We start from the raw sequence: 21,151 nt of genomic DNA, 5'->3' as shown, positions 1-21,151 counted from the left end.
AATACTTTGAATTGGGATGTGTAATGTCATGAACAAAAAAAAGAAACTGATCGTTTGGGTAAGTTCAATTGTTCTTATAATCGTTGCCATTTTGACAGCGGCAAGTTTGTATTTTTATCAACTTGCATTTGTACCTGGGGATAAGTCGTTTTTAGAAACTGAGAAAGTTACTAAAGCAGACACTGAAGCAAAAAAATGGCTTAAAGAGAATAAAGTTGTTTGGAATCAAACATCAGCAACCGATAATCTTAAATTAGTTGCTTCTTATGTTCCAGCTAAAGAAAAAACAAAGAAGACAATTGTAGTAGCTCATGGATATATGGGCAAAAAAGAAGATCTAGCTCGCCAAATTAAGATGTTTCATGATTTGGGCTACAATGTTTTAGCTCCGGATGATAGAGCTCACGGAGAGAGTGAAGGTAATATCATTGGTTACGGTTGGCTTGATAAAGATGATTATGTGAAGTGGATTAAGAAGGTCATCAAACAAGATGGCCAAGACTCGCAAATCGCTCTCTATGGAGTTAGTATGGGTGGCTCAACCGTGATGATGGCTAGCGGTATGAATTTACCGTCACAAGTCAAAGCTATTGTTGAAGACTGTGGATATACTTCATTAAAAGATGAATTATCTTATGAAGCTGGCAACTTATATCATATTCCGCCGTTTCCACTAGTAAAAACACTAAGCTGGGTAACACAAATTAAGGCTGGATATGATCCATATGAAGCAAGTAGTGTAGAGCAATTGAAACGTAATCATTTACCAATGTTCTTTATACATGGTGGAAATGATAAGTTTGTTCCTACTGAGATGGTTTATCGAAACTACAAAGCAACACAAGGCCCTAAGCAAATATGGGTTACAAAAGGCGTAAGTCATGCGAAATCATTTGCAAAAAATCCTAAGTTATATGAAAATAAAGTAAGTAAATTTTTAGATAAATACTTCAAATAGAAGTATTTACTTCTGCCGGTTTAGCTCAGTTGGTAGAGCATCGGTATCGTAAACCGAGGGTCACAGGTTCGACTCCTGCAACCGGCATAATAAAAAGACGACGTGAGATAAATCTCAAGTCGTCTTTTTATTATATGAACAAATATGTTCTATATGGTAATATTTGTTTGAGGTAAGAATAAATGAAATTATTTTTGGATGATTTACGAAATGTTCCAGAAGGTTGGGAATTAGTAAATACAGTTCCTGAACTAGAGGAAGTATTTTTAAAGCATAAAGATCAAGTTACTCATATTTCCTTGGATAATAGTTTGGGTTGGAATACGCCACAAGGGAAAACCTTTGTAGATGATTTTATTGAGCATCAGTGGGATGTTGAAAATATCTGGTTACATTCTTCTGATTTTATGGCAGTTGATTACATGAAAGAACAGTTAGATATTGCTAGGCGCGGTGGTGTTATTTCTGAAAATATCAAAGTACAAATTAAGAATTATCCAGAAGATTACAAATAAAAAAAGATGCCTGACTAGGCATCTTTTTTTATTTCTGTCGTATATTTACTTAGTAATTTACTATATTCATTGCGCAACTGTTGAATCTGTTCATCAGTTAATTTGGTATTCCAACTTAAAGGAATTCCTAATGATTTTTGTTTGGCACGCCATTCTTTTTCGAAGCTATGCCACTGCTTTTTAGTCATCTTAGATGTGAGGATTCTATTATCGGACTTGATAAACCTTGGGGCTCTTTCCATTGGTGGTAAATTATATTTTTTTAACAATGTATCAGAAGCTTCTTGTAATTTTTTTAATTCTTCGGGAGATAACTTATTACGCTCATGTTGTAAATTCAAATTACGTTGAGTTTCACGCCATTTTTTACGGAAATCACGCCATTGAGACATGTTAAGTTGTGAGACCTCAGTCTTATCCTCAGCTGAGATATTTTCAATTCCATCAAGATCGCTACGGTCAGCATGACGATGAAAGAACTCGATGATAGGAACTCCTAAGAATATAATCAATGAAAAAACTGGGAAGAAGAATCCCAAAATAATACCAATTATCGAGCCACCCATAAAGGCAGCATCATTATAGGCATATATTTTTTCATAAATCTTACGCATCGAAGCTTTGTCATCATATTTTTGATGCAAAATGTAACGCGCCATTGCTCGGTATATTCCAGATGTTAGTAGATATAACAAACCGTAAAACAGAACAGTATATTTGTTTAAATCACTGGTCATTAATTTAGTGGCATAAGGCATCAATGAAAGAATCATCAAGTAGATGAAATTAAATGAGATGCTTTTGGAATCGAGTTTATCGACTTGTTCAAAGATTAAAGCATGTTTGTACCAGGAATTAGCCACAAAAATAAAACTAATGAAGTAAATGATAATTGAAAGAATAGCCTCTTTTGCGTTATCCCAGGTGTTGTGCGTTATGAGTGGTAAATCTAGTACCATAATAGTAATGATGATGGCAATGATACCATCAGAAAAAGCTAGTAGTCTATTTTTAATATTTTCCATAATAACTATGAATATACTAATTTTTTTTAAAAAAACAAGGATATAAGAAAAATATGTCTAACTCCTAAAGTTAACAATTCTTATAAATTAGTGTTTCCGTCGGTTAATCAATGGTAGAATATTAACTGTTGTGTTAATTTATAAAGCTATTTTATTAGGAGAACTATAATGGATAATTCTTTTTGGACTCAACTACTAGGTGAGTTTATCGGAACAGCAGTAATGATATTATTAGGTAATGGTGTTATTGCAGGTGTTCTACTTAAAAAATCAAAGTCATTTAATGATGGCTGGATGACGATTGCTGTAGGTTGGGGGCTAGCCGTAACCTTTGGTGTGTATGCTGCTAACTTTATGAGTTTGGGTGTATTAAACCCCGCAGTTTCATTAGGACTAGTTGTATCAGGTGAGCTAGATCTTGCAATGTTTCTTCCTTATGCTATTGCCCAGTTATTAGGAGCTATGTTTGGAGCTTTCTTAGTATGGCTACAATTCTTGCCTCATTGGGACGAAACAGAAGATTCAACTGAAATACTTACATCTTTTTCAACAGTTCCTGCTATTAGAAATTCATTTGGTAACTTTATAAGTGAATTTGTTGGTACATTTGCATTGATGTTCTTATTCTTAGCAATGACTGGTCATAATGAATTTGGAAGCTTCAAAGCAGTAATGATTGGTATGTTGATTTTTTCTATTGTTGTATCACTAGGTGGAACAACAGGATATGCACTGAATCCTGCTCGTGATTTGGGTCCAAGAATTATGCATGCTATTTTACCTATGAAAAATAAAGGAGCATCCAACTGGAGTTATAGTTGGATTCCAATTGTTGCACCAATTGCGGGTGCAGTTTCTGCAGCTTTAATATATAAAGTATTGCCTATATAAAATGAAAAATCCCAGACTATTAAATGTAGTTTGGGATTTTTTCGATAGTAATAGAGTTTTAATTTTTTATAAATTAGCAAATTTTAATATAAAAATCTTTGACATGATAAAGGATTCATATTATTATAGTAAACAATTATTAAAAAAGTTTTAATTTAACTGATAGGGGTATTAATATGGAATCAAAAAATGACAAAGGCTTCTTCGGTCAACCCAAAGGTCTAAGGACATTATTCTTTACAGAATTCTGGGAAAGATTTAGTTACTATGGTATGCGTGCCATACTTATGTTGTACATGTTTGACACAGTAGCAAACGGTGGATTGAATTTTCCTAAAGTAACTGCTGCTTCAATTATGTCAATCTACGGAGCGCTAGTTATGATGAGTAGTGTTCTTGGTGGATATCTTAGTGATCGTGTATTTGGTACACGTCGTTCAATGTTTTGGGGTGGTTTCTTAATTATGATAGGTCACATTATCCTGTCATTACCATTCGGTGCTGCCGCACTATTTATATCAATCGGCTTCATTACTGTTGGTACAGGTATGTTAAAACCAGCTGCATCTTCAATGGTTGGTGGACTATATTCTCCAGAGGATACACGTCGTGATGCTGGATTCAGTATTTTTGTTTTAGGTGTTAACTTTGGTTCATTACTAGCACCACTTGTAGTTGGTTATGCACAATCACAATACAATTATCATGTTGGTTTCTCACTTGCTGCAATTGGAATGTTCTTCGGATTAGTTTACTATGCTTGGGATGGTAAGAGAACTCTTACAGAAGAAAGTCTTCACGTTCCAAATCCTATTACAAAAGAAGAACGTTCAAGTGTTATTAAAATGGTCCTATTAGGATTAGGTGCACTTATTGTATTATTAGGAATTATGGCAGTTGCTGGAGTTCTAAATGTTGAAAATATTATTTTAATTATCAGTATTCTAGGTGTTACTATTCCAATTATTTACTTCATCTTAATGTTGAAGAGCGCTAAGGTTACAAAAGTTGAAAAATCACGTGTTCGTGCTTATATACTATTATTCTTAGCTGCTGTTGTTTTCTGGTCAATTGAAGAACAAGGTTCATCAATCTTGGCTCTAGTTGTTGCTGAACATACTGACTTGAATTTTATGGGTATGCAACTTCAAGTTCCACAATTCCAAATGCTTAACCCATTCTTTATCGTATTATATACACCATTCTTCGCATGGATGTGGACTAAACTAGGAACTAAACAGCCAAGTTCACCAACTAAATTCTGGTTAGGATTGATCTTTACAGGGGTATCTTTCCTTGTGTTAGCTATTCCACTATCAGGATCTGGTAAAATCAGTCCATTATGGTTAGTTCTTAGTTGGGCAATCGTTATGGTTGGTGAATTACTAATTTCGCCAGTTGGATTGTCAGTTACAACTAAATTAGCACCAAAAGCTTATGCTTCACAAATGCTAAGTTTATGGTTCTTGGCAGATGCTGCTGGACAAGCTATCAATGCTCAAATCGTTCGTTTCTACGAAATGAGCCCTTACCTATACTTCGGTATTATAGGTAGTCTGGTAATTGTCTTTGCTATTATCTTGGCCTTACTAACTCCAAAAATTAAACCATTAATGCAAGGTGTAAATTAATAAAGAAAGCTATCTAAGGTTATACTTTAGATAGCTTTTTTATTGGAGGAAAGTATATGAATTATAATGTACAACCGTTAAGGACGGTTGAAGAAATCAAAGAGTTCTACGATTATTTGGGGATGACCAAACATAATGTGAGAAATCAGTTTATTTTTTTTTCGGAATTAATACCGGACTAAGGATGAGCGATATATTAGAAATACGTGTACGAGATGTACTAGATAAGGACATTTCTTATATAACAGAGAAAAAGACCGGAAAAACACGGTCTTTGTATTTGATACAGGTTAGAGACCAAGTTAGTCAATATGTGGAGATGACAAACTTGAAGATGGACGATTATTTATTTATTAGTCAAAGAGGAGACAAATTGTCCGTGAATTATATCTATAAATTATTCCAAAAAGCTGCGGATGCCTTGGGACGTAGCGATATTGGGACGCACACACTGCGAAAAACATTTGGTTATCATTATTATAAAAAGACTAAGGATATAGGAGCATTGATGATTATGTTTCAGCATTCAGATGAATCGATAACTAAAAGATATATAGGGATAACAGATGATCAAATCTCAAATTCACTAAAAAATTTCAGTCTTATCGATATTTAGTCAAAATTTATCATTATTTTATCAAAAAAGTGTACTTTTATGTGTCTATATTACCAATACTTCGTTAAATATACAATATGATAATTATAATTCGTTCACTTCAGAAGAGTTAAAAAGCCTATCATATGCGAATAAAAAGTCATTATTTTTGATAAAATAGTGACTTTTTATATTGGGAAAATTCTTTGGAGGAAGAAAATGACAAAATATACGCCAAGACACGCAAAAAAGCGTGTTAAATCAAACAAAGGTAAATTAATTTTAGCCACGGGTTTAATTTCAACAACAGTTTTAAGTACAGTTTCTCCGGTTTTGGCTGACTCTGTTACAAACGAGCAAGCACAAAACACAACAGTAGCAAAACCAGTTGAACAAAACATTGATAAAGTAGTAGCAGAAACCGTTACAGGCTACGCTCAATACGGTACTTTGAAGATAGACTTACAAGACTCAACTGGCTATATCTACAAAGCTGGTACACAGGTAGCACGTCAAGCTCAAAGTTTGAATGGTGGAACTGGAAATTACTGGATGTCACTATCACTAGCTGCATATCCTGGGTCAATTCAATCATTCGGTTTTGGACAAGTTCCTGAACAGTATGTAACTGCCGGTTCATCAAAATCATTTGATATTGATCCATCTGGTGACAGCGTATGGGTTAATACATCATATGTTACAGATACTGGTAAATATGAAACACTTACACCTGCAGGTCAAGTAGATAAAACAGCTTTAGTTAAAGCTATTTCTGACGGACAAAGTTACATTGACAAAGAGTCTGAATATACTGCTGACTCAATCGCTAATTTAAAGAGTGCTATTTCAAACGGTCGTTCAATTAACGCAAATGACGGAGCTACACAATCAGATGTTGATGCTGCTACAACTGCTATCAATAATGCAATTGCTGCTCTAGTTAAAGTAACACCAAATCAAGTAGATAAAACAGCTTTAGTTAAAGCTATTTCTGACGGACAAAGCTACATTGACAAATCTTCTGAATATACAGATGACTCTATTGCTAATTTAAAAGCTGCTATGGCCGCAGCTCAATCTGTTAACAATGACAAGAATGCAACGCAAGCTCAAGTTGACGCTGCAACAAAAGCATTAAGTGACGCAATTGCTGCTTTAGTTGAAAAACCTGATACTCCAGTTGATGTTAATAAAGATAATTTAGAGTCAGCTATTAACAATGCCAATGACTCACTAAATAATAGTGATAAATATACAGATGACTCAGTTAATGCTTTAAATGACGCACTATCAAAAGCTCAATCTGTATACAATGACAAGAATGCAACACAAGCTCAAGTTGACGCTGCAACAAAAGCATTGAATGATGCAATTGCTGCTCTGGTTGAAAAACCAGAAGACGGTGGAAATACGAATACACCTGGTGATAATAACGGGTCAAATTCAAATGGAAATTCAGACAATGGCTCAAATGAAAATAGTAATCCAGGCTCAAGTAGTAACCAAACTAATGATGTTGATAAAAAAGAAAATAATAGTAAAGAAACACTTCCTCAAACGGGTGATACTAAAAACTCTATTGCAATTTCAATTATGGGGTTATTGCTAAGTGTTCTAGGAATGTTAGGAAGTATTAATAAACGTAAAAATATTTAACTAAGAAACTATCATAAAAAATAATCATTTCTGTAATGAAAGTTATGGGAATGATTTTTTTGAGGAGAATTTAATATGGCATATAGAACGATTAAATCAGTACGTAATTTTCAACCTATAGGGAGTATAAATAATTATGAAAATGGGCTTTTTATAGACAGTCAAAATAATATTCTTGAACAAAGAGGGACTGAATATATAAAAGTCGGATATAGAGATGAAACGATCAGTGCTTTTGTTAAGATGATTCCTTCTATAGGAATTGGAGTTGTATTATTAAATTTATTTTCACCTAAGGGAGCCAAAACAAATAATACAATGGTTAATATCGTATTATGGGTGATTGGATTCTTTATTGCCATTTTTTTGGCAGTTGAAGTTATACTTGGATGGATTTGTGAAAAAATAATTTTCATTAAAAAAGATTTGGTTATACAAATGCTGAATAATCAAAAATGGACACGATTATTTGCACCAACTTCATGGTACCGTAATAATGGTGGGAAGATATCTGGGTACTTACATTTGGCAATTTTTGCATTAATTCCAATATTGTTAGTTGAGTGTATGACTTTATATTTCATTCAAAATTCTACGATGGATGAAATTATAATGTGGACGCTTGTAATGACAGGAATTTCAATAATTTGTATGATTTATAATATAATTATTAACATAGCTTCTAAAGTGGTATCTAAATAAGAAAAGTATTAACTCCAAAAATTAAACCGTTAATGCAAGGTGTAAATTAATAAAAAAGACCATCATGGATGGTCTTTTTTATTTAAGTTAAATTTAAGTTTGAATTACTATGCTTACTATTAATGTAAGCATAGTTTATAAAATGTTAATTATTTATGATCTAACTATGCTGAATTTATATCATGAGGATGATTCAGTATGAAGAAGAAAACGAGATTTTTAATTTTATTATCTATATTAGTGGTGTTTTTATTAGGAACGATTAAGCTTTCTCATGGGAAAACTAATCAAGGTAGTAATATTTTTGCTAAAAGTGATGTGGATGCGAATAAATTAGAAAAACTTAACAAAGTTCTCAATAGTGAAGTGAAGAAGTACAAATCAACTAATATTAATATTTCGGTAAAATACAAAGGTAAAACTATTACAGTAACAAATAATGAAACTGCAGTTTATCCAACGGCAAGTGTGGTTAAAGTAAGTATTGCAGTTCAAATACTACATACATATGGTAGTCCGAATGAATTATCTGACACTGCCAAGAATAATATGGCCTTGATGATGGAACAATCAGATAATAATGCAGCCACTTGGTTGTTAACTGAAGGACTTGGTTCAAAGTCGGCCTTAAAATCCGTCTTTAATTCATTAGATATGACTAATTCGGTTATTAATTCGACTTATTGGGGACTAACTACGATTCCAGCTAACGATCAAATTAAAGTGCTAGATGCTGTTTTCAATAAAGATAATTCTTATTTAAATTCACAGTCACAAGAATATCTTCAGAATTTAATGAATAATGTTGAAGATGAACAAAATTGGGGGATTTCTAAAGGAAGTGAATCGAATAATGTATATGTGAAAAATGGCTGGCTTAATGTTGACTCTTCATATGACCCTAATCAAGGTTCGAAAAATAGACAGACATGGATTATTAATAGTATTGGACATATAGAAGCGTCTGATGGGAATGATTATAATGTGGCTATTATGACTAATAATAATGATACAGAAGAGTCTGGGATTGCTTTAGTAGAACATTTTGGTAAAAAAATACATAATATATTGAAGTAAAAATCGGCTTTTGCCGATTTTTTTATTTATTTCGTTAGAAACTGTTGCAATCACTGATGATTTTCGGTAATATATTTAATGTTCTGGAGGGATAGCGAAGTCTGGCTAAACGCGGTGGACTGTAAATCCACTCCTTCGGGTTCGGAGGTTCGAATCCTCTTCCCTCCATTAACATTGGGCTATGGCCAAGCGGTAAGGCAACAGGTTTTGATCCTGTCATGCGCTGGTTCGAATCCAGCTAGCCCAATACATTGCTTAGGACTTAGGTCCTATTTTTTTTGTTCAAAAAATGAGACTATTAATTAATGTTATAATTGGTCTATAGAATATATTGTTGATAAATTAACGACGGGGAAGAATTAAATGGATATACCGGTATATATACAAATACACAATCAAATAAAAAAAGACATTGAATCGGGAAAGTGGAAAGTTGGTGAGCGCATACCGTCTGAACGTACACTTTCTTTGAATTTCCATGTAAGTCGAATGACATTACGCCAAGCAATTCAAACATTAGTTGATGAAGGTATATTACAGAGAAAAGTTGGCTCTGGAACTTTCGTGGCTAATAGTAAAGTTCAAGAGAAGATGACGGGAACAACAAGTTTTACCGAAATCATGAAACAACAAGGACGTAGTCCATCTAGTAAAACCATTAGTTATCATCTTACTGATCCAACTCTTAGTGAAATAGAAAATTTACAATTAAGAAGTGGTGAACAAATAATTCGAATGGAACGTATTCGTTACGCAGATATGCAACCTATTTGTTTTGAAACAACATCTATTCCGGCTTCTTTAGTGGAAAATTTGAGTAAAGAAGATATTACTACTTCATTTTATGACGCACTAGAACATAAAGCTGATATGACATTGGGAAGTGCTAATCAAACTGTTTCAGCAACTTTAGCCTCTGAACGAATTGCGGGCTTATTAGATATTAAACGTAATTCTGCAATATTGCGTCTACGTCAGTTGACGTTTTTAGATAATGATCAGCCGATAGAATATGTAAGAACACAATATGTAAGTGATAGATTTGAATTTTATTTAGAGAGAAAAAATTAATAATAGGATAGTAATTGATCATTTTATTTAATAGAATATAAATATTGTATGTCGAATGTTTTACTTGGGGGAAATAATGATTAAAAAAAATATTGGGAAATTTGGAATTGTTCTTAGTACAATAATTTTACTGATTTTAGGTGCTAAAGATGTTACTGCGAATTCCATCTTAAATAAAAATACGTTAACACCATCTGAAATGAAATCAGGATTAAGTGAAAAAGAAATTAAAAATGCTACACCCAAAGAAGATAAAGGTACTAATACCGATGATATAGGTATGCCAATCAAAAAGAGTGATAAGAAAAGGTCTCAAAAGGCTGATTCTAAAAAATATCCGGATGTAAATAACTATATACTGACTCATGATTATACACCACCGAATATTACATACGACTTGCATCAATTCGAAATGTTTAATTATGGAACTGATGACAATCGACCTACAGGAGTCGTTGTTCATTACACAGCCAATCCTAATAATTACTCAGCACGTAGTGAAGCTGATTACCAAATTAATGGAGGGTGGAAATCTGCATTTGTTCATACTTTTATTGATGCCGGATCAATTCTAAATATCCATGATACCGATTATGGGGCATGGGGATGCGGACCAGTGGGAAATAATTATTTCACGCAATTTGAAATGGTAACAGCAAGAAATTATAATGACTTTGTTAAAACGACTAACTACTCAGCTTGGTACACAGCGTATTTGCTAAAGAAATATGATTTAACTCCTTCATTGGCACAAGCTAATGGTGGTAAAGGAACAATATGGTCACATCATAACGTAACTCAATATTTAGGTGGAACTGATCATACAGATCCTGACGCATACTTTGCTAAGTATGGATATGATATGTCTCAGTTTCTTGAATTAGTTAAGCATTATTATAATGAAATGCCGGCAAATAGAGGTGATCTTAATAAAGGTGATATTATTAATGGTAATCTTCATGTTAATGGATGGCATGCTTCTCAAGAGTCTGAAGGACGACCATATAGTTTTTTATTTCTATTAGATGCCAAAACACATACTGAAGTTAAGAGAATAAAAATAAGTCGTACTCAAAGAGATGATGTTCAATCTGCATTTCCTAATATTAGTAATTCTGGGCAATCAGGTTTTGATAATGATTTTGAAATAACAAAAGATATGTATGGCAAAAAATATATCTTGATGTCGAGATATTCGTCAGACCCTAATGGGAATATAAACAACATTGATTATACATATAGAAATATTTTAACTATGCCAACTCAAAAAAACATTGGAAGTTTGGATGAAATTAAGTCCAATAAAAACTCACTTAGTGTTGGAGGGTGGCATATAAGTAATGATTCTAGAAATAAACCGTATAGCTATCTATTTTTACTCGATGCTAAAACGCACGCAGAAGTGAAGAGATCCAAAATAAGTCGAACGCAACGAAATGATGTTTATAATGGATATAAAGATGTTTTTAATTCTTTGAATTCTGGCTTTGATAATAGCTTTAAACTAGAAGAGAATATGTATGATAAAAAATATGTATTGATGTCGAGATATTCTTCAGATCCAAATGGGAATACAGATGTTGTTGATTACATATTTGACAAAGTAATAGAAACTCCTGAAACTCCAACTAAGGCTTCGAGTCTAGATCATTTAATATCTACAAAGACAAATATTCACATCGATGGTTGGCAAGCTGATAATAAGTCTTTAAATAAGCCATATAGCTATGTTATATTGCTTGATACTGCATCCGGTAGAGAATATAAGCGATTTAAGATTAATCGCGAACAAAGGCCTGATGTGCAGGCTGCTTATCCTGAAATTTATAATTCATTAAACAGTGGATTTAAATTAGATATTCCTATTATTGATGAAATGAGAGGCCACACTTATAAATTCTTGGTTCGCTATTCGTCGGATATTAGTGGGAACGGAGATAATGCGGATGTGACATTTGGCAGTGCAGTAAATATTCCTAATTGGGAGACAGGTAATTATGGTGATTTAAATGAATTGTATATAAATAATAATGCGATTCATGCTAGAGGATGGCACGCAAGTAGTGATAGTAAGAGTCATCCTTATAGCTATTTATTTTTACTTGATGCAAATACATATTCAGAAATTAAGCGAGTTAAAATAAATAGGACTCAAAGAATTGACGTGGGTAGTGCCTACCCAAACATAATAAATTCTGAACAATCAGGGTTTGAAAATGATTTTAAAATTGATAATACGATGTATGGGAAAAATGTCGTTGTTATGTCAAGATATTCCTCAACTCCAGATGGTAATGGAGATAATATAGATTATATATCTTCTAAGCAACTAACAATTAAAGCTCCTAAAACAAATGAGGCTAGTTTAGATCATCTTGAAATTACTAAAAATAACATTCATTTGGATGGATGGCAGGCTGATAATAATAGTATAAATAAGCCTTATAGTTATGTCATATTGCTTGATACTGCAACAGGTAGAGAGTATAGCAGATTTAAAATAAGTCGTGTACAAAGACCTGATGTGCAAGCTGCTTATCCTGAATTATATAATTCGTTAAATAGTGGTTTTAATTTAGATATTCCTATTACAGATGAAATGAGAGGACATTCTTTTAAACTACTCGTAAGATATTCTACAGATGTTACTGGAAATGGTGATAACGCTGATGTTGTTTTTGATAATGTGGCTAATATATAAAAAGAACTCTAAATATTTAGAGTTCTTTTTATTTTTGTTAAGAATAGATTAAATCAATTATTGAAAGAAACGAATATGATAGTATTCAATTTGGAATTATCTCAAGGGGAGTCAAAGTAAATGAAAAATAAATTAAAGAACAGTTTGATGCTTACTGGAATATTGAGTGCATCATTACTTAATACACAGTCAGTATTATTGGCAACGAAAGCCAATACTGTAATGGCAGATAAAAAAGATAACAATACAAATGCGGACGAAAATATAGTTGAAAAAACCGATGATGTAACAAACCAAGGAAATAATAAAGATACAAATGTAAACGAAACAACTGGGGATATTTCAGGTGATGAGATTTCCAATATAGATGACACAAAAACAGATGAAAAAGCAGATAGTGATCAAAAAGTTTCCACGGATAGTAGTATGGGGCCAGGATTTTATGATGCAAAAATTCAAACATTAATGGCTAGAACAGCATCAATCATTCCAAGAGCTAATACGAGTGCTTTTATTAATAGTGTATCATCAGGTGCAGTAGAGGGTTGGAAAAAGTATAAAGTTCTTCCATCAGTAACAATTGCGCAAGCAATTGTTGAGAGTGCTTGGGGACAATCAGGGTTAGCTGTAAAAGCGCATAACTTATTTGGTATTAAGGGAAGATATAATGGACAATATGTTGTTATGCCTACTCAAGAATATATTAATGGTGAATGGATCACTATTAATGCGGAATTTAGAAAATATCCAAGTAATAATGAAAGTATTGATGATCACGGTAATTTCTTGGTGTCTAATCCAAGATATAGTAATTTATTAGGTGTTACAGATTATAAGACTGTAACTAAATTACTACATCAAGATGGTTATGCTACAGCACCGAATTATCCAGAAATATTGAACAGCATTATTGAAACTTATGGGTTGACTAAGTATGATGATGTGGCAATTAACGCTTCTAATGGATCGCTGGATAGTTCAATATTTACAGGAGATACGATTAAATTTAGTGGTTGGCACACGGCACAAGCAAGCACCAATAAACCATATAGTTTTATTATTTTAATAGATAATAGTACAGGACGAGAAGTCCAAAGGGTTAAGATTAATCGTACTCAAAGAAAAGACGTATATAATGCATATCCCGATATTCCAAATTCTGAATATTCTGGATTTGAAGCAACTTTTAAATTGACTGATGACATGTATGGTAAGAATTATTCAGTTATTTCTCGTTATTCATCAGATCCTAAAGGGGATAATGATACGTCAGACTATACATATTCAAAATCAACATTTTCTGTGCCTACTAACGGAAGTTTAGATTCAAATTCGACTTCACAAACGGAGATTAAGGCTAGAGGGTGGCATGTTTCAAATAGTGCATCTAAAAAGCCATATAGTTACTTATTCCTATTAGATGCTAATACTCATCAAGAAGTAAAACGTATTAAAATAAATCGTACTCAAAGAAGTGATGTCCAAAAAGCGTTTTACGGTATAGATGGGTCCATAAATTCAGGCTTTGAAACAAGCTTTGAAATGGACAAAAGCATGTATGGCAAGAAATATATTATAATGTCTCGCTATTCATCAGATCCAAATGGAAATGTAGGTAATATCGACTATACATTTGACAACATAATCAGTACGCCGCAAGCCGAAACAAAGGCATCTAGCATGGACAACTTTACTGTTACAAACAAAAAAATACATCTAGATGGTTGGCAAATAGATAATAACAGTCAAGGTAAAAAATATAGTTTTGCTATTATGCTTGATCAAAAAACTGGAAAAGAAGTTAAGCGATTTAAAATTAATAGAACAAAACGACCTGATGTTCAAAAAGCTTACCCAGGAATATACAATTCTGGGAATGGTGGTTTTAGTTTAGATGTACCGGTAGATAATTCTATGCGAGGACATTCATACAAATTTCTTCTAAGATATACTTCAGATCCTAACGGAGATTGGAATACGACTGATGTTATCTTTGATAATATTGCTAATGTGCCTGATTGGGAACAAGGAAACTACGGTGATTTATTTACTTCAACTGTTACTGGGAAAGATATCTATGTATACGGTTGGCATGCTTCAAGTGAGAGCTATAAAAAACCATATAGTTATCTATTCCTTTTGGATGCTGAAACTAAAACTGAAGTTAAGCGATATAAGATAGAACGAAAAAACCGAGATGATGTGGCTAATGCCTACCCTAACATTATTAATGCAGATAAATCTGGATTCGAGACAAATTTAAAACTTGATAAGAACATGTATGGGAAAAAATATGTCTTAATGTCACGTTATACTGATGATGTGAATGGTAATGGTAACTCTACTGATTATATTTATGGCAAGACACTTACAACTCCAGATTTAGCAACAAAAGCTTCGAGCTTAGATAGTTTAACAGTTACAAATAAAAACATTCATATTCAAGGCTGGCAAGCGGATAATAGAAGTAAGAATAAACCATATAGTTATATTATTATGTTAGATACTGCAACGGGAAGAGAATACAAAAGATTTAAAATTAATCGTATAGAGCGTAAGGATGTTGAAGATGCTTATCCATTTATTTATAATTCTAAAAATAGTGGATTTAGCCTGAATATTCCAATTACAAAAGATATGAAAGGTCACAATTATAAGTATCTTATACGTTATTCATCGGGTGTTACTGGTAATGGTGATAATGCTGATGTTGTGTTTGATCAATCTACCACTATATAGCTAATAAAAAAGAAATATCATTATGTTATGATATTTCTTTTTTTTATGATTTATTTAAGATAAATTTCAATTTAGCGTCCTTTTTTAGTATTATTAATTGAAGTGAATAAAGAAAGGAGTAAGTATTGGCAAAATTTAATAGAATAGCTATTTTATTTATAGTTATATTACAAGTATCATTTTTTTCGATGATGACTACTACTTCATCTCTTTTTTTAATAAATTCTTATGTCTATAAAACATTAACTATTTTTCTTATAACCTGCTTATTATTATTTAATCTTATTTTTAATTTTAATAAGGCTAATCAAATAAGGAAATATCATTTTTTAATAATGATTTTTGGTTGGATTGTAATATATATAATTACAATGTGGGGATCAGTTCTCTACTATGACCAAAGTATTCTAACTACAATTAAGAACAGTTATATATATATAATGATAGTTTTATATTTCCTTTTGGTGTTATTTTTTGATAGCAATAAAGACTTTAAGTTTATTTTGAGTTCATTTAGTTTTATTGGTGCTATATATTCAGTGATTTTAATAATTCAAGCTATTTTAGAAAAAAGAAATATTATATTTTTAGATTTTGGAATATATGGTTTGAACCCAATTTTTGATAGTTTTGGGCCAATGTTACATCTTATTAGAATAGCGGGACCGGCTGACTTTATTTCTTTTGCTTTACTATTAACTGTAATAAAACAGATATATTTTAAAAATAAACATCAGCTAATAAATTTTTTGTGTATTATAATAGACTTTCTATACATAGTTTTTGTTTCCGGTACTAGAATGTATATGATATTAGATTTTGTTATTATTGTTTTCTTTTTTTTAACACTTTTAAAGAAGAGATTTCCAGCATTAATGTATGGTATATTGTCAGTCTCATTAGTTTTAAGTACGATAGTTGTTCCTGTTATTATTAATCTATTTACATCCGGTGAGAGAAAACTTAGTTTTGATATCCGATTAAATGAAATTAAATATTATTTTGGTAAAATTTTCTATAATAATTGGTTTGGCATTGGGTTTCCAGATGCAAAAAAATATGATCAGCTACTTCACGGACCCAATAACAGTTATGTCTACATGAGTAATGGCAAGTATTTTGTTGAAGATGTAGGAGCAATGGGAATTGTTGTGGTTTTTGGAATCCTTGGAATTATTGGTTTATTATGGTTCGCATATAAAGTAATAACCGCACTTATTATAAGCAAAAATCGAGATATTATGTTAGTTATTATTTTATATTTATTGATGACGATAGCTACACTTTCCCTGGTTGATCCACAGAGAATTTTTTATTTATTTGTACTAATTTATATCATGGAGTTTATTGTAAAAAAAATACCGTATAAAAATCTGGAGGAGAGTCAATGAATTTATCAATACATTCTCATACAATAAAAAGTTTATTTAAAGGTCTTAGTAAGGCTTGGTGGGTATTTGTTACAACATTCGTTGCTTTAGTATTTATTTTAGGAGGATTAACTTATCTCCATAATCAAAAAAAAGTTGGAATGTCTACTTTTGATGTGACATCAAAAGTGATAATAATGCCTGATAGTAACGGAGATTCAGTGGATGGTCCTGCTTTACAAGTGTATGTAAATACAGAAAAAGAAATTTTGGGATCGGAAAAATTCAATAAATATATATCTAAAAATATGAAACAAGATATTCATATCAATTCAGATCAATTTTTGAATTACAGTATAAATAACCCTAATGGGACAGCAGTTATTGAAATAACTGCGACTTCAACTACTGAAAAAAATGCATCTAAAATCAGTAAATATATAGCTGAATTAGTGGCAAATGATAGTTTAGATGTTTTACAGGGCGGTGAAGCAAAAATTATTGACTACGGATCAAAAGTAGTTGAAAACACTGTACAAAGCAATAAAATGTTGTATGTTTTTGCCATTTTTATAGCATTTATTTTAAGTATTATAAGTGCTTTTATTAAAGCTTACTATGATCCTAGAATTTATGATCATAAGCTTATTGTCAATACTTTCTCTGACAGTAATGTTTACCTCGTTAGAGACAAAAATCAACTTAAAAATTCATTTATGAAAATTCTTAGAAGTTCGATTGTAATGGAAAACATTGAAAATTTAGATGTTGCAATATCTTATTTTGAAAAAGAACCAGATTATATTCCAGAAGTATTAGAAGTAATAAATAAAATGAATATTAGTGTTGATGTTAATAAGTTTAGTGATGCAGAAACCAGTTTAGATGAAGAAAAAATTAAAAATTATTCTTTAGATGAATTGTATACTTTTGGTAAAGATAAAATTTCAGGGATTAGTTTCGTAGATAACTCTATTGAGATTAATATTAAAAATGGTATTATTCATGTTTTAAATGTACATGAAGGGCAAACCACAAAAAAACAAATCGCTGAAATATACGATGAGATAAAACAAATTAAGAATGCCAACCTATTTGTTGTTTACTTTAAATGAGGTTTTTAATGAAAAAAGTAACTGTAATTATTGTGACGTATAAGAAAGATTTTCGTAGAACGCCGAGTTATGAAATATTAATGCGGTATTCCAATGAAGAAAAAATCAATTTATTTATATATGATAATGAAAAAGTTGCACCTGTGCTTGAAGGTAATAATATTGTAAATATACAATCTATTAGTAATGAAGGTTTATCATTGCCTTACAATATGGCATTAAAATATGCACAGAAAAATGATTCGGAATGGTTACTGTTACTTGATCATGATACTGTATTAACAGAGTCATTCTTAGAAGAAGTAATTTCAACTGCTAGTAAAGATGTTAAAGCTATCTTGCCACGAATTATTAGTAATGAAAATATCATTTCTCCATTAATGGCGGATAAATACATTTCATTAAGACATAAAAGGGTCCCAAATGTGGGAGATGTATCATTACCAATAATGGCTATTAATTCTGGAAGTGCACTATCAGTGAGAATACTATCTAGTATTGGTGGATTTAATGAAGAATTTAAATTAGATTTCTTAGATCATTGGATATTTTGGCGCTTAAATAGGGAAAAAGAGTCTCAATACATAATATCTTCTGAAAAAATTAATCATGAATTATCAGTTCAAGATATTAATTCCATGAGCATAACTAGATATGAGAGTATTTTGAATTCAGAAGTTCTTTATTATACAAATTACAATACAGATCAATTATCTAAATTTATTAATACACTTTTCATGAGAGCTGGTAAACAGTTCTTATTAGTTAAAAATAGAAAGTTTTGGAAAAAAACTTTAAAAAAATATTTTGAAGTGAGACGGAGATAAGTTTTAATGATTTCAGTTTGTATTGCTACATATAATGGATCAAAAACTATTACGCGACAACTAGAATCAATTTTAAATCAATTAGACGAAAATGATGAAGTTATTATAGTTGATGATAAATCAATTGATGAAACTGTAGAAATTCTTGAGTCTATTAAAAATAAAAGTAGTATTAGTATTTCTGTAATTGTCAATGAAACAAATATTGGACCAATTAAAAGCTTTGAAAAAGCTATAAAAAAAGCCAACGGTGAATATTTGTTTTTTTCCGATCAAGATGATATTTGGTTAGAAAATAAAATCACACAAGTTATGAATGAGTTTAATAAAAATGCTGATTTGGTTATCCATGATGGGATTGTTGTGGATGGTGATTTAAAGATAATTGATAACTCTTGGAATCACTATAATAAGAATAAGTTAGATCAAAGCTTGATAGGGAATATTATTAGTAATGGATATACTGGTGCTATGATGGCTATATCATTAAAATTGGCAAAATTAGTTATACCATTTCCCGATTCTATTCCGATGCATGATCAATGGATATTCGATGTGGCAAAAATTGAAAAATTAAAGATTACTACTATTAGCGAGCCTCTTATGAAATATGTTAGACATGGAGGTAATGTTACTGGAATGAAAAAGCGTAGTAAGTTTATAATGTTTAAGGATAGAATTAATTTAGTGAAAGAATTACTACAATACAGAAGAAAAAATTAAAGATAGCTTTAGATGGGCTTGTCTATAATTTTGGGGTAACTTATACTTAATTACATAAAATACAGATTTAGGAGTTGTTTAATTATGAAAGGTATTATTTTAGCAGGTGGTTCAGGTACAAGACTATATCCAATTACTAAGGCAATTTCAAAACAATTGATTCCCATCTATGACAAACCGATGATTTATTATCCAATGTCAGTTTTGATGTTGGCAGGAATTCAAGATATATTGATTATTTCAACTCCTACAGATATTTCACGTTTTGAACAATTATTTGGTGACGGTAGCGATCTAGGTCTTAATCTTTCATATGAAGTACAAGATGAACCTAACGGACTAGCTGAAGCCTTTATTATTGGTGAAGAATTCATTGGAGATGATTCTGTCTGCTTGGTTCTTGGAGATAATATCTTTTATGGAAGTGGCCTTTCAGAAATGTTACAAAGAGCTGCTACTAAACCCAAAGGTGCTACAGTATTTGGGTATCATGTTAATGATCCCGAACGTTTTGGTGTAGTTGATTTTGATGAAAACATGCGTGCTAAAACAATTGTTGAAAAGCCAGAACATCCAACTAGCAATTATGCGGTAACAGGTCTTTATTTCTATGACAATCAAGTTGTGGATATTGCTAAAAGTATCAAGCCTTCACCTCGAGGTGAATTAGAAATCTCTGATTTGAACCAAGCTTATCTAGATAAAGGTGAACTTGATGTTGAAATCATGCGTCGTGGTTTTGCATGGCTTGATACTGGTACACATGATTCATTACAAGAAGCAAGTAGCTTCATTGCAACCATTCAAAAGAATCAAAACTTAAAAGTGGCATGTCTAGAAGAAATTGCATATCGCATGAATTACATCACTAAAGACGATGTAATACGATTAGCACAACCACTAAAGAAGAACGATTACGGACAATATTTATTAAGATTAGTTGAAAAGGACTAGGTGAATTAACGTGGGAAAATTGAAAGTTACAACTACAAAATTACAAGATGTAAAAATTGTTGAACCAGCTGTATTTGGTGATCATCGCGGATTCTTTACAGAATCGTATTCAGATGAAGATTTTAAAGCTGCTGGAATTGACTTCGATTTTGTCCAAGATAATCACTCTCTATCAACACAAGCTGGAGTTTTACGTGGATTACATTTTCAACGTGGAAAAGCTGCTCAAACAAAACTAATCCGTGTAGTTACAGGTGCTGTTCTTGACGTGATTGTTGATGTACGTAAAGGTTCACCAACATATAAACAATGGGAAGGTTATATCCTCTCTGAAAGTAATCACCGCCAATTGCTTGTTCCTAAGGGATTTGCACATGGATTTGTTACTTTGACTGATAATGTTAATTTCCTTTATAAGTGTGATAATTATTATGATGGTGAAGCAGACGGTGGAATTTCATTTAAGACACCTGAATTAGACATTAATTGGCCAATTGATCTTGATAAGGCTATTACATCTGAAAAAGATGCTAAACAACCAACACTTACAGAGTTTGAAAAAGACAACCCATTTGTTTATGGGGAAATATAGGAGAGAAAA

At 31.8% G+C, this 21,151-nt stretch carries 17 protein-coding genes, 3 tRNA genes and 1 pseudogene; 20 read left to right on the top strand and 1 reads right to left on the bottom strand.

The window, feature by feature from the left end:
* Nucleotides 1–28: 28 nt before the first annotated feature.
* The 3 genes from RD055328_RS05715 (at nucleotide 29) to RD055328_RS05705 (ending at nucleotide 1,473) form a co-directional block, all read left to right on the top strand.
* Nucleotides 29–958, top strand: coding sequence for an alpha/beta hydrolase (locus RD055328_RS05715; protein WP_244087832.1), 930 nt, complete (start codon nucleotides 29–31; stop codon nucleotides 956–958).
* Nucleotides 959–972: 14 nt separating this feature from the next.
* Nucleotides 973–1,045: transfer RNA gene (locus RD055328_RS05710), tRNA-Thr, on the top strand.
* A gap of 95 nt (nucleotides 1,046–1,140) precedes the next feature.
* Complete coding sequence (locus tag RD055328_RS05705; protein ID WP_244087831.1) at nucleotides 1,141–1,473, top strand: cyclic-phosphate processing receiver domain-containing protein; 333 nt, start codon at nucleotides 1,141–1,143, stop codon at nucleotides 1,471–1,473.
* Nucleotides 1,474–1,487: 14 nt separating this feature from the next.
* On the opposite strand, the gene RD055328_RS05700 is transcribed toward RD055328_RS05705, so the two are convergent.
* Nucleotides 1,488–2,498 carry a TMEM175 family protein gene (locus tag RD055328_RS05700; RefSeq protein ID WP_244087830.1) on the bottom strand — a complete coding sequence of 337 codons (1,011 nt, stop codon included), beginning with the start codon at nucleotides 2,496–2,498 and terminating at the stop codon, nucleotides 1,488–1,490.
* Between the two features lie 168 nt (nucleotides 2,499–2,666).
* Here RD055328_RS05700 and RD055328_RS05695 point away from each other — a divergent pair, with 168 nt between their 5' ends.
* The 17 genes and pseudogenes from RD055328_RS05695 to rfbC all read left to right on the top strand — a co-directional run bounded on the left by RD055328_RS05695 (nucleotide 2,667) and on the right by rfbC (nucleotide 21,142).
* Nucleotides 2,667–3,389, top strand: a complete 723-nt coding sequence (locus RD055328_RS05695) for an MIP/aquaporin family protein (RefSeq protein WP_244087829.1) — start codon at nucleotides 2,667–2,669, stop codon at nucleotides 3,387–3,389.
* Between the two features lie 176 nt (nucleotides 3,390–3,565).
* Nucleotides 3,566–5,020 (top strand): peptide MFS transporter, encoded by a 1,455-nt coding sequence (locus RD055328_RS05690; protein WP_244087828.1) that lies wholly within the window; start codon nucleotides 3,566–3,568, stop codon nucleotides 5,018–5,020.
* A gap of 56 nt (nucleotides 5,021–5,076) precedes the next feature.
* Nucleotides 5,077–5,636: pseudogene (locus RD055328_RS05685) on the top strand (tyrosine-type recombinase/integrase).
* 198 nt (nucleotides 5,637–5,834) lie between these two features.
* Nucleotides 5,835–7,271 carry an LPXTG cell wall anchor domain-containing protein gene (locus tag RD055328_RS05680; RefSeq protein WP_244087827.1) on the top strand — a complete coding sequence of 479 codons (1,437 nt, stop codon included), beginning with the start codon at nucleotides 5,835–5,837 and terminating at the stop codon, nucleotides 7,269–7,271.
* A 75-nt stretch (nucleotides 7,272–7,346) separates the two neighbouring features.
* Entirely contained in the window at nucleotides 7,347–7,973 is a 627-nt protein-coding gene (locus RD055328_RS05675) for a hypothetical protein (protein ID WP_244087826.1), read from the top strand.
* A gap of 198 nt (nucleotides 7,974–8,171) precedes the next feature.
* On the top strand, nucleotides 8,172–9,050 hold the full coding sequence (locus tag RD055328_RS05670; RefSeq protein ID WP_244087825.1) for a serine hydrolase: 879 nt from the start codon (nucleotides 8,172–8,174) through the stop codon (nucleotides 9,048–9,050).
* A gap of 85 nt (nucleotides 9,051–9,135) precedes the next feature.
* Nucleotides 9,136–9,218, top strand: a tRNA-Tyr gene (locus RD055328_RS05665).
* A gap of 7 nt (nucleotides 9,219–9,225) precedes the next feature.
* Nucleotides 9,226–9,297 (top strand) — tRNA-Gln (locus RD055328_RS05660).
* 116 nt (nucleotides 9,298–9,413) lie between these two features.
* Nucleotides 9,414–10,121 (top strand): GntR family transcriptional regulator, encoded by a 708-nt coding sequence (locus RD055328_RS05655; RefSeq protein ID WP_244087824.1) that lies wholly within the window; start codon nucleotides 9,414–9,416, stop codon nucleotides 10,119–10,121.
* 76 nt (nucleotides 10,122–10,197) lie between these two features.
* The gene (locus tag RD055328_RS05650; protein WP_244087823.1) at nucleotides 10,198–12,822 is read left to right on the top strand and encodes an N-acetylmuramoyl-L-alanine amidase family protein; all 2,625 of its coding nucleotides are present in this window, start codon (nucleotides 10,198–10,200) and stop codon (nucleotides 12,820–12,822) included.
* A gap of 120 nt (nucleotides 12,823–12,942) precedes the next feature.
* The gene (locus tag RD055328_RS05645) at nucleotides 12,943–15,561 is read left to right on the top strand and encodes a glycoside hydrolase family 73 protein (RefSeq protein ID WP_244087822.1); all 2,619 of its coding nucleotides are present in this window, start codon (nucleotides 12,943–12,945) and stop codon (nucleotides 15,559–15,561) included.
* A gap of 125 nt (nucleotides 15,562–15,686) precedes the next feature.
* Complete coding sequence (locus RD055328_RS05640; protein ID WP_244087821.1) at nucleotides 15,687–16,952, top strand: O-antigen ligase family protein; 1,266 nt, start codon at nucleotides 15,687–15,689, stop codon at nucleotides 16,950–16,952.
* A complete protein-coding gene (locus RD055328_RS05635) occupies nucleotides 16,949–18,046 on the top strand; it encodes a hypothetical protein (RefSeq protein WP_244087820.1) in 1,098 nt (365 codons plus the stop codon). The genes RD055328_RS05640 and RD055328_RS05635 overlap by 4 nt, the downstream gene beginning before the upstream one ends.
* Before the next feature lie 8 nt (nucleotides 18,047–18,054).
* Nucleotides 18,055–18,873, top strand: coding sequence for a glycosyl transferase family 2 (locus tag RD055328_RS05630; protein WP_244087819.1), 819 nt, complete (start codon nucleotides 18,055–18,057; stop codon nucleotides 18,871–18,873).
* Between the two features lie 6 nt (nucleotides 18,874–18,879).
* Nucleotides 18,880–19,596, top strand: coding sequence for a glycosyltransferase family 2 protein (locus RD055328_RS05625; RefSeq protein WP_244087818.1), 717 nt, complete (start codon nucleotides 18,880–18,882; stop codon nucleotides 19,594–19,596).
* An 84-nt stretch (nucleotides 19,597–19,680) separates the two neighbouring features.
* Nucleotides 19,681–20,550, top strand: coding sequence for a glucose-1-phosphate thymidylyltransferase RfbA (gene rfbA / locus RD055328_RS05620; protein WP_244087817.1), 870 nt, complete (start codon nucleotides 19,681–19,683; stop codon nucleotides 20,548–20,550).
* Between the two features lie 19 nt (nucleotides 20,551–20,569).
* Nucleotides 20,570–21,142: a dTDP-4-dehydrorhamnose 3,5-epimerase gene (gene rfbC / locus RD055328_RS05615; RefSeq protein ID WP_244088151.1), complete on the top strand. Its 573-nt coding sequence runs from the start codon at nucleotides 20,570–20,572 to the stop codon at nucleotides 21,140–21,142.
* The last annotated feature ends 9 nt before the right edge of the window (nucleotides 21,143–21,151 follow it).

Origin of the sequence: Companilactobacillus sp. RD055328 (assembly GCF_022835675.1) — a bacterium.
Taxonomy (GTDB): domain Bacteria; phylum Bacillota; class Bacilli; order Lactobacillales; family Lactobacillaceae; genus BQUT01.
The sequence above is the reverse complement of the archived record's forward strand: the minus strand, read 5'-3'. Positions and strand labels throughout refer to the sequence as shown.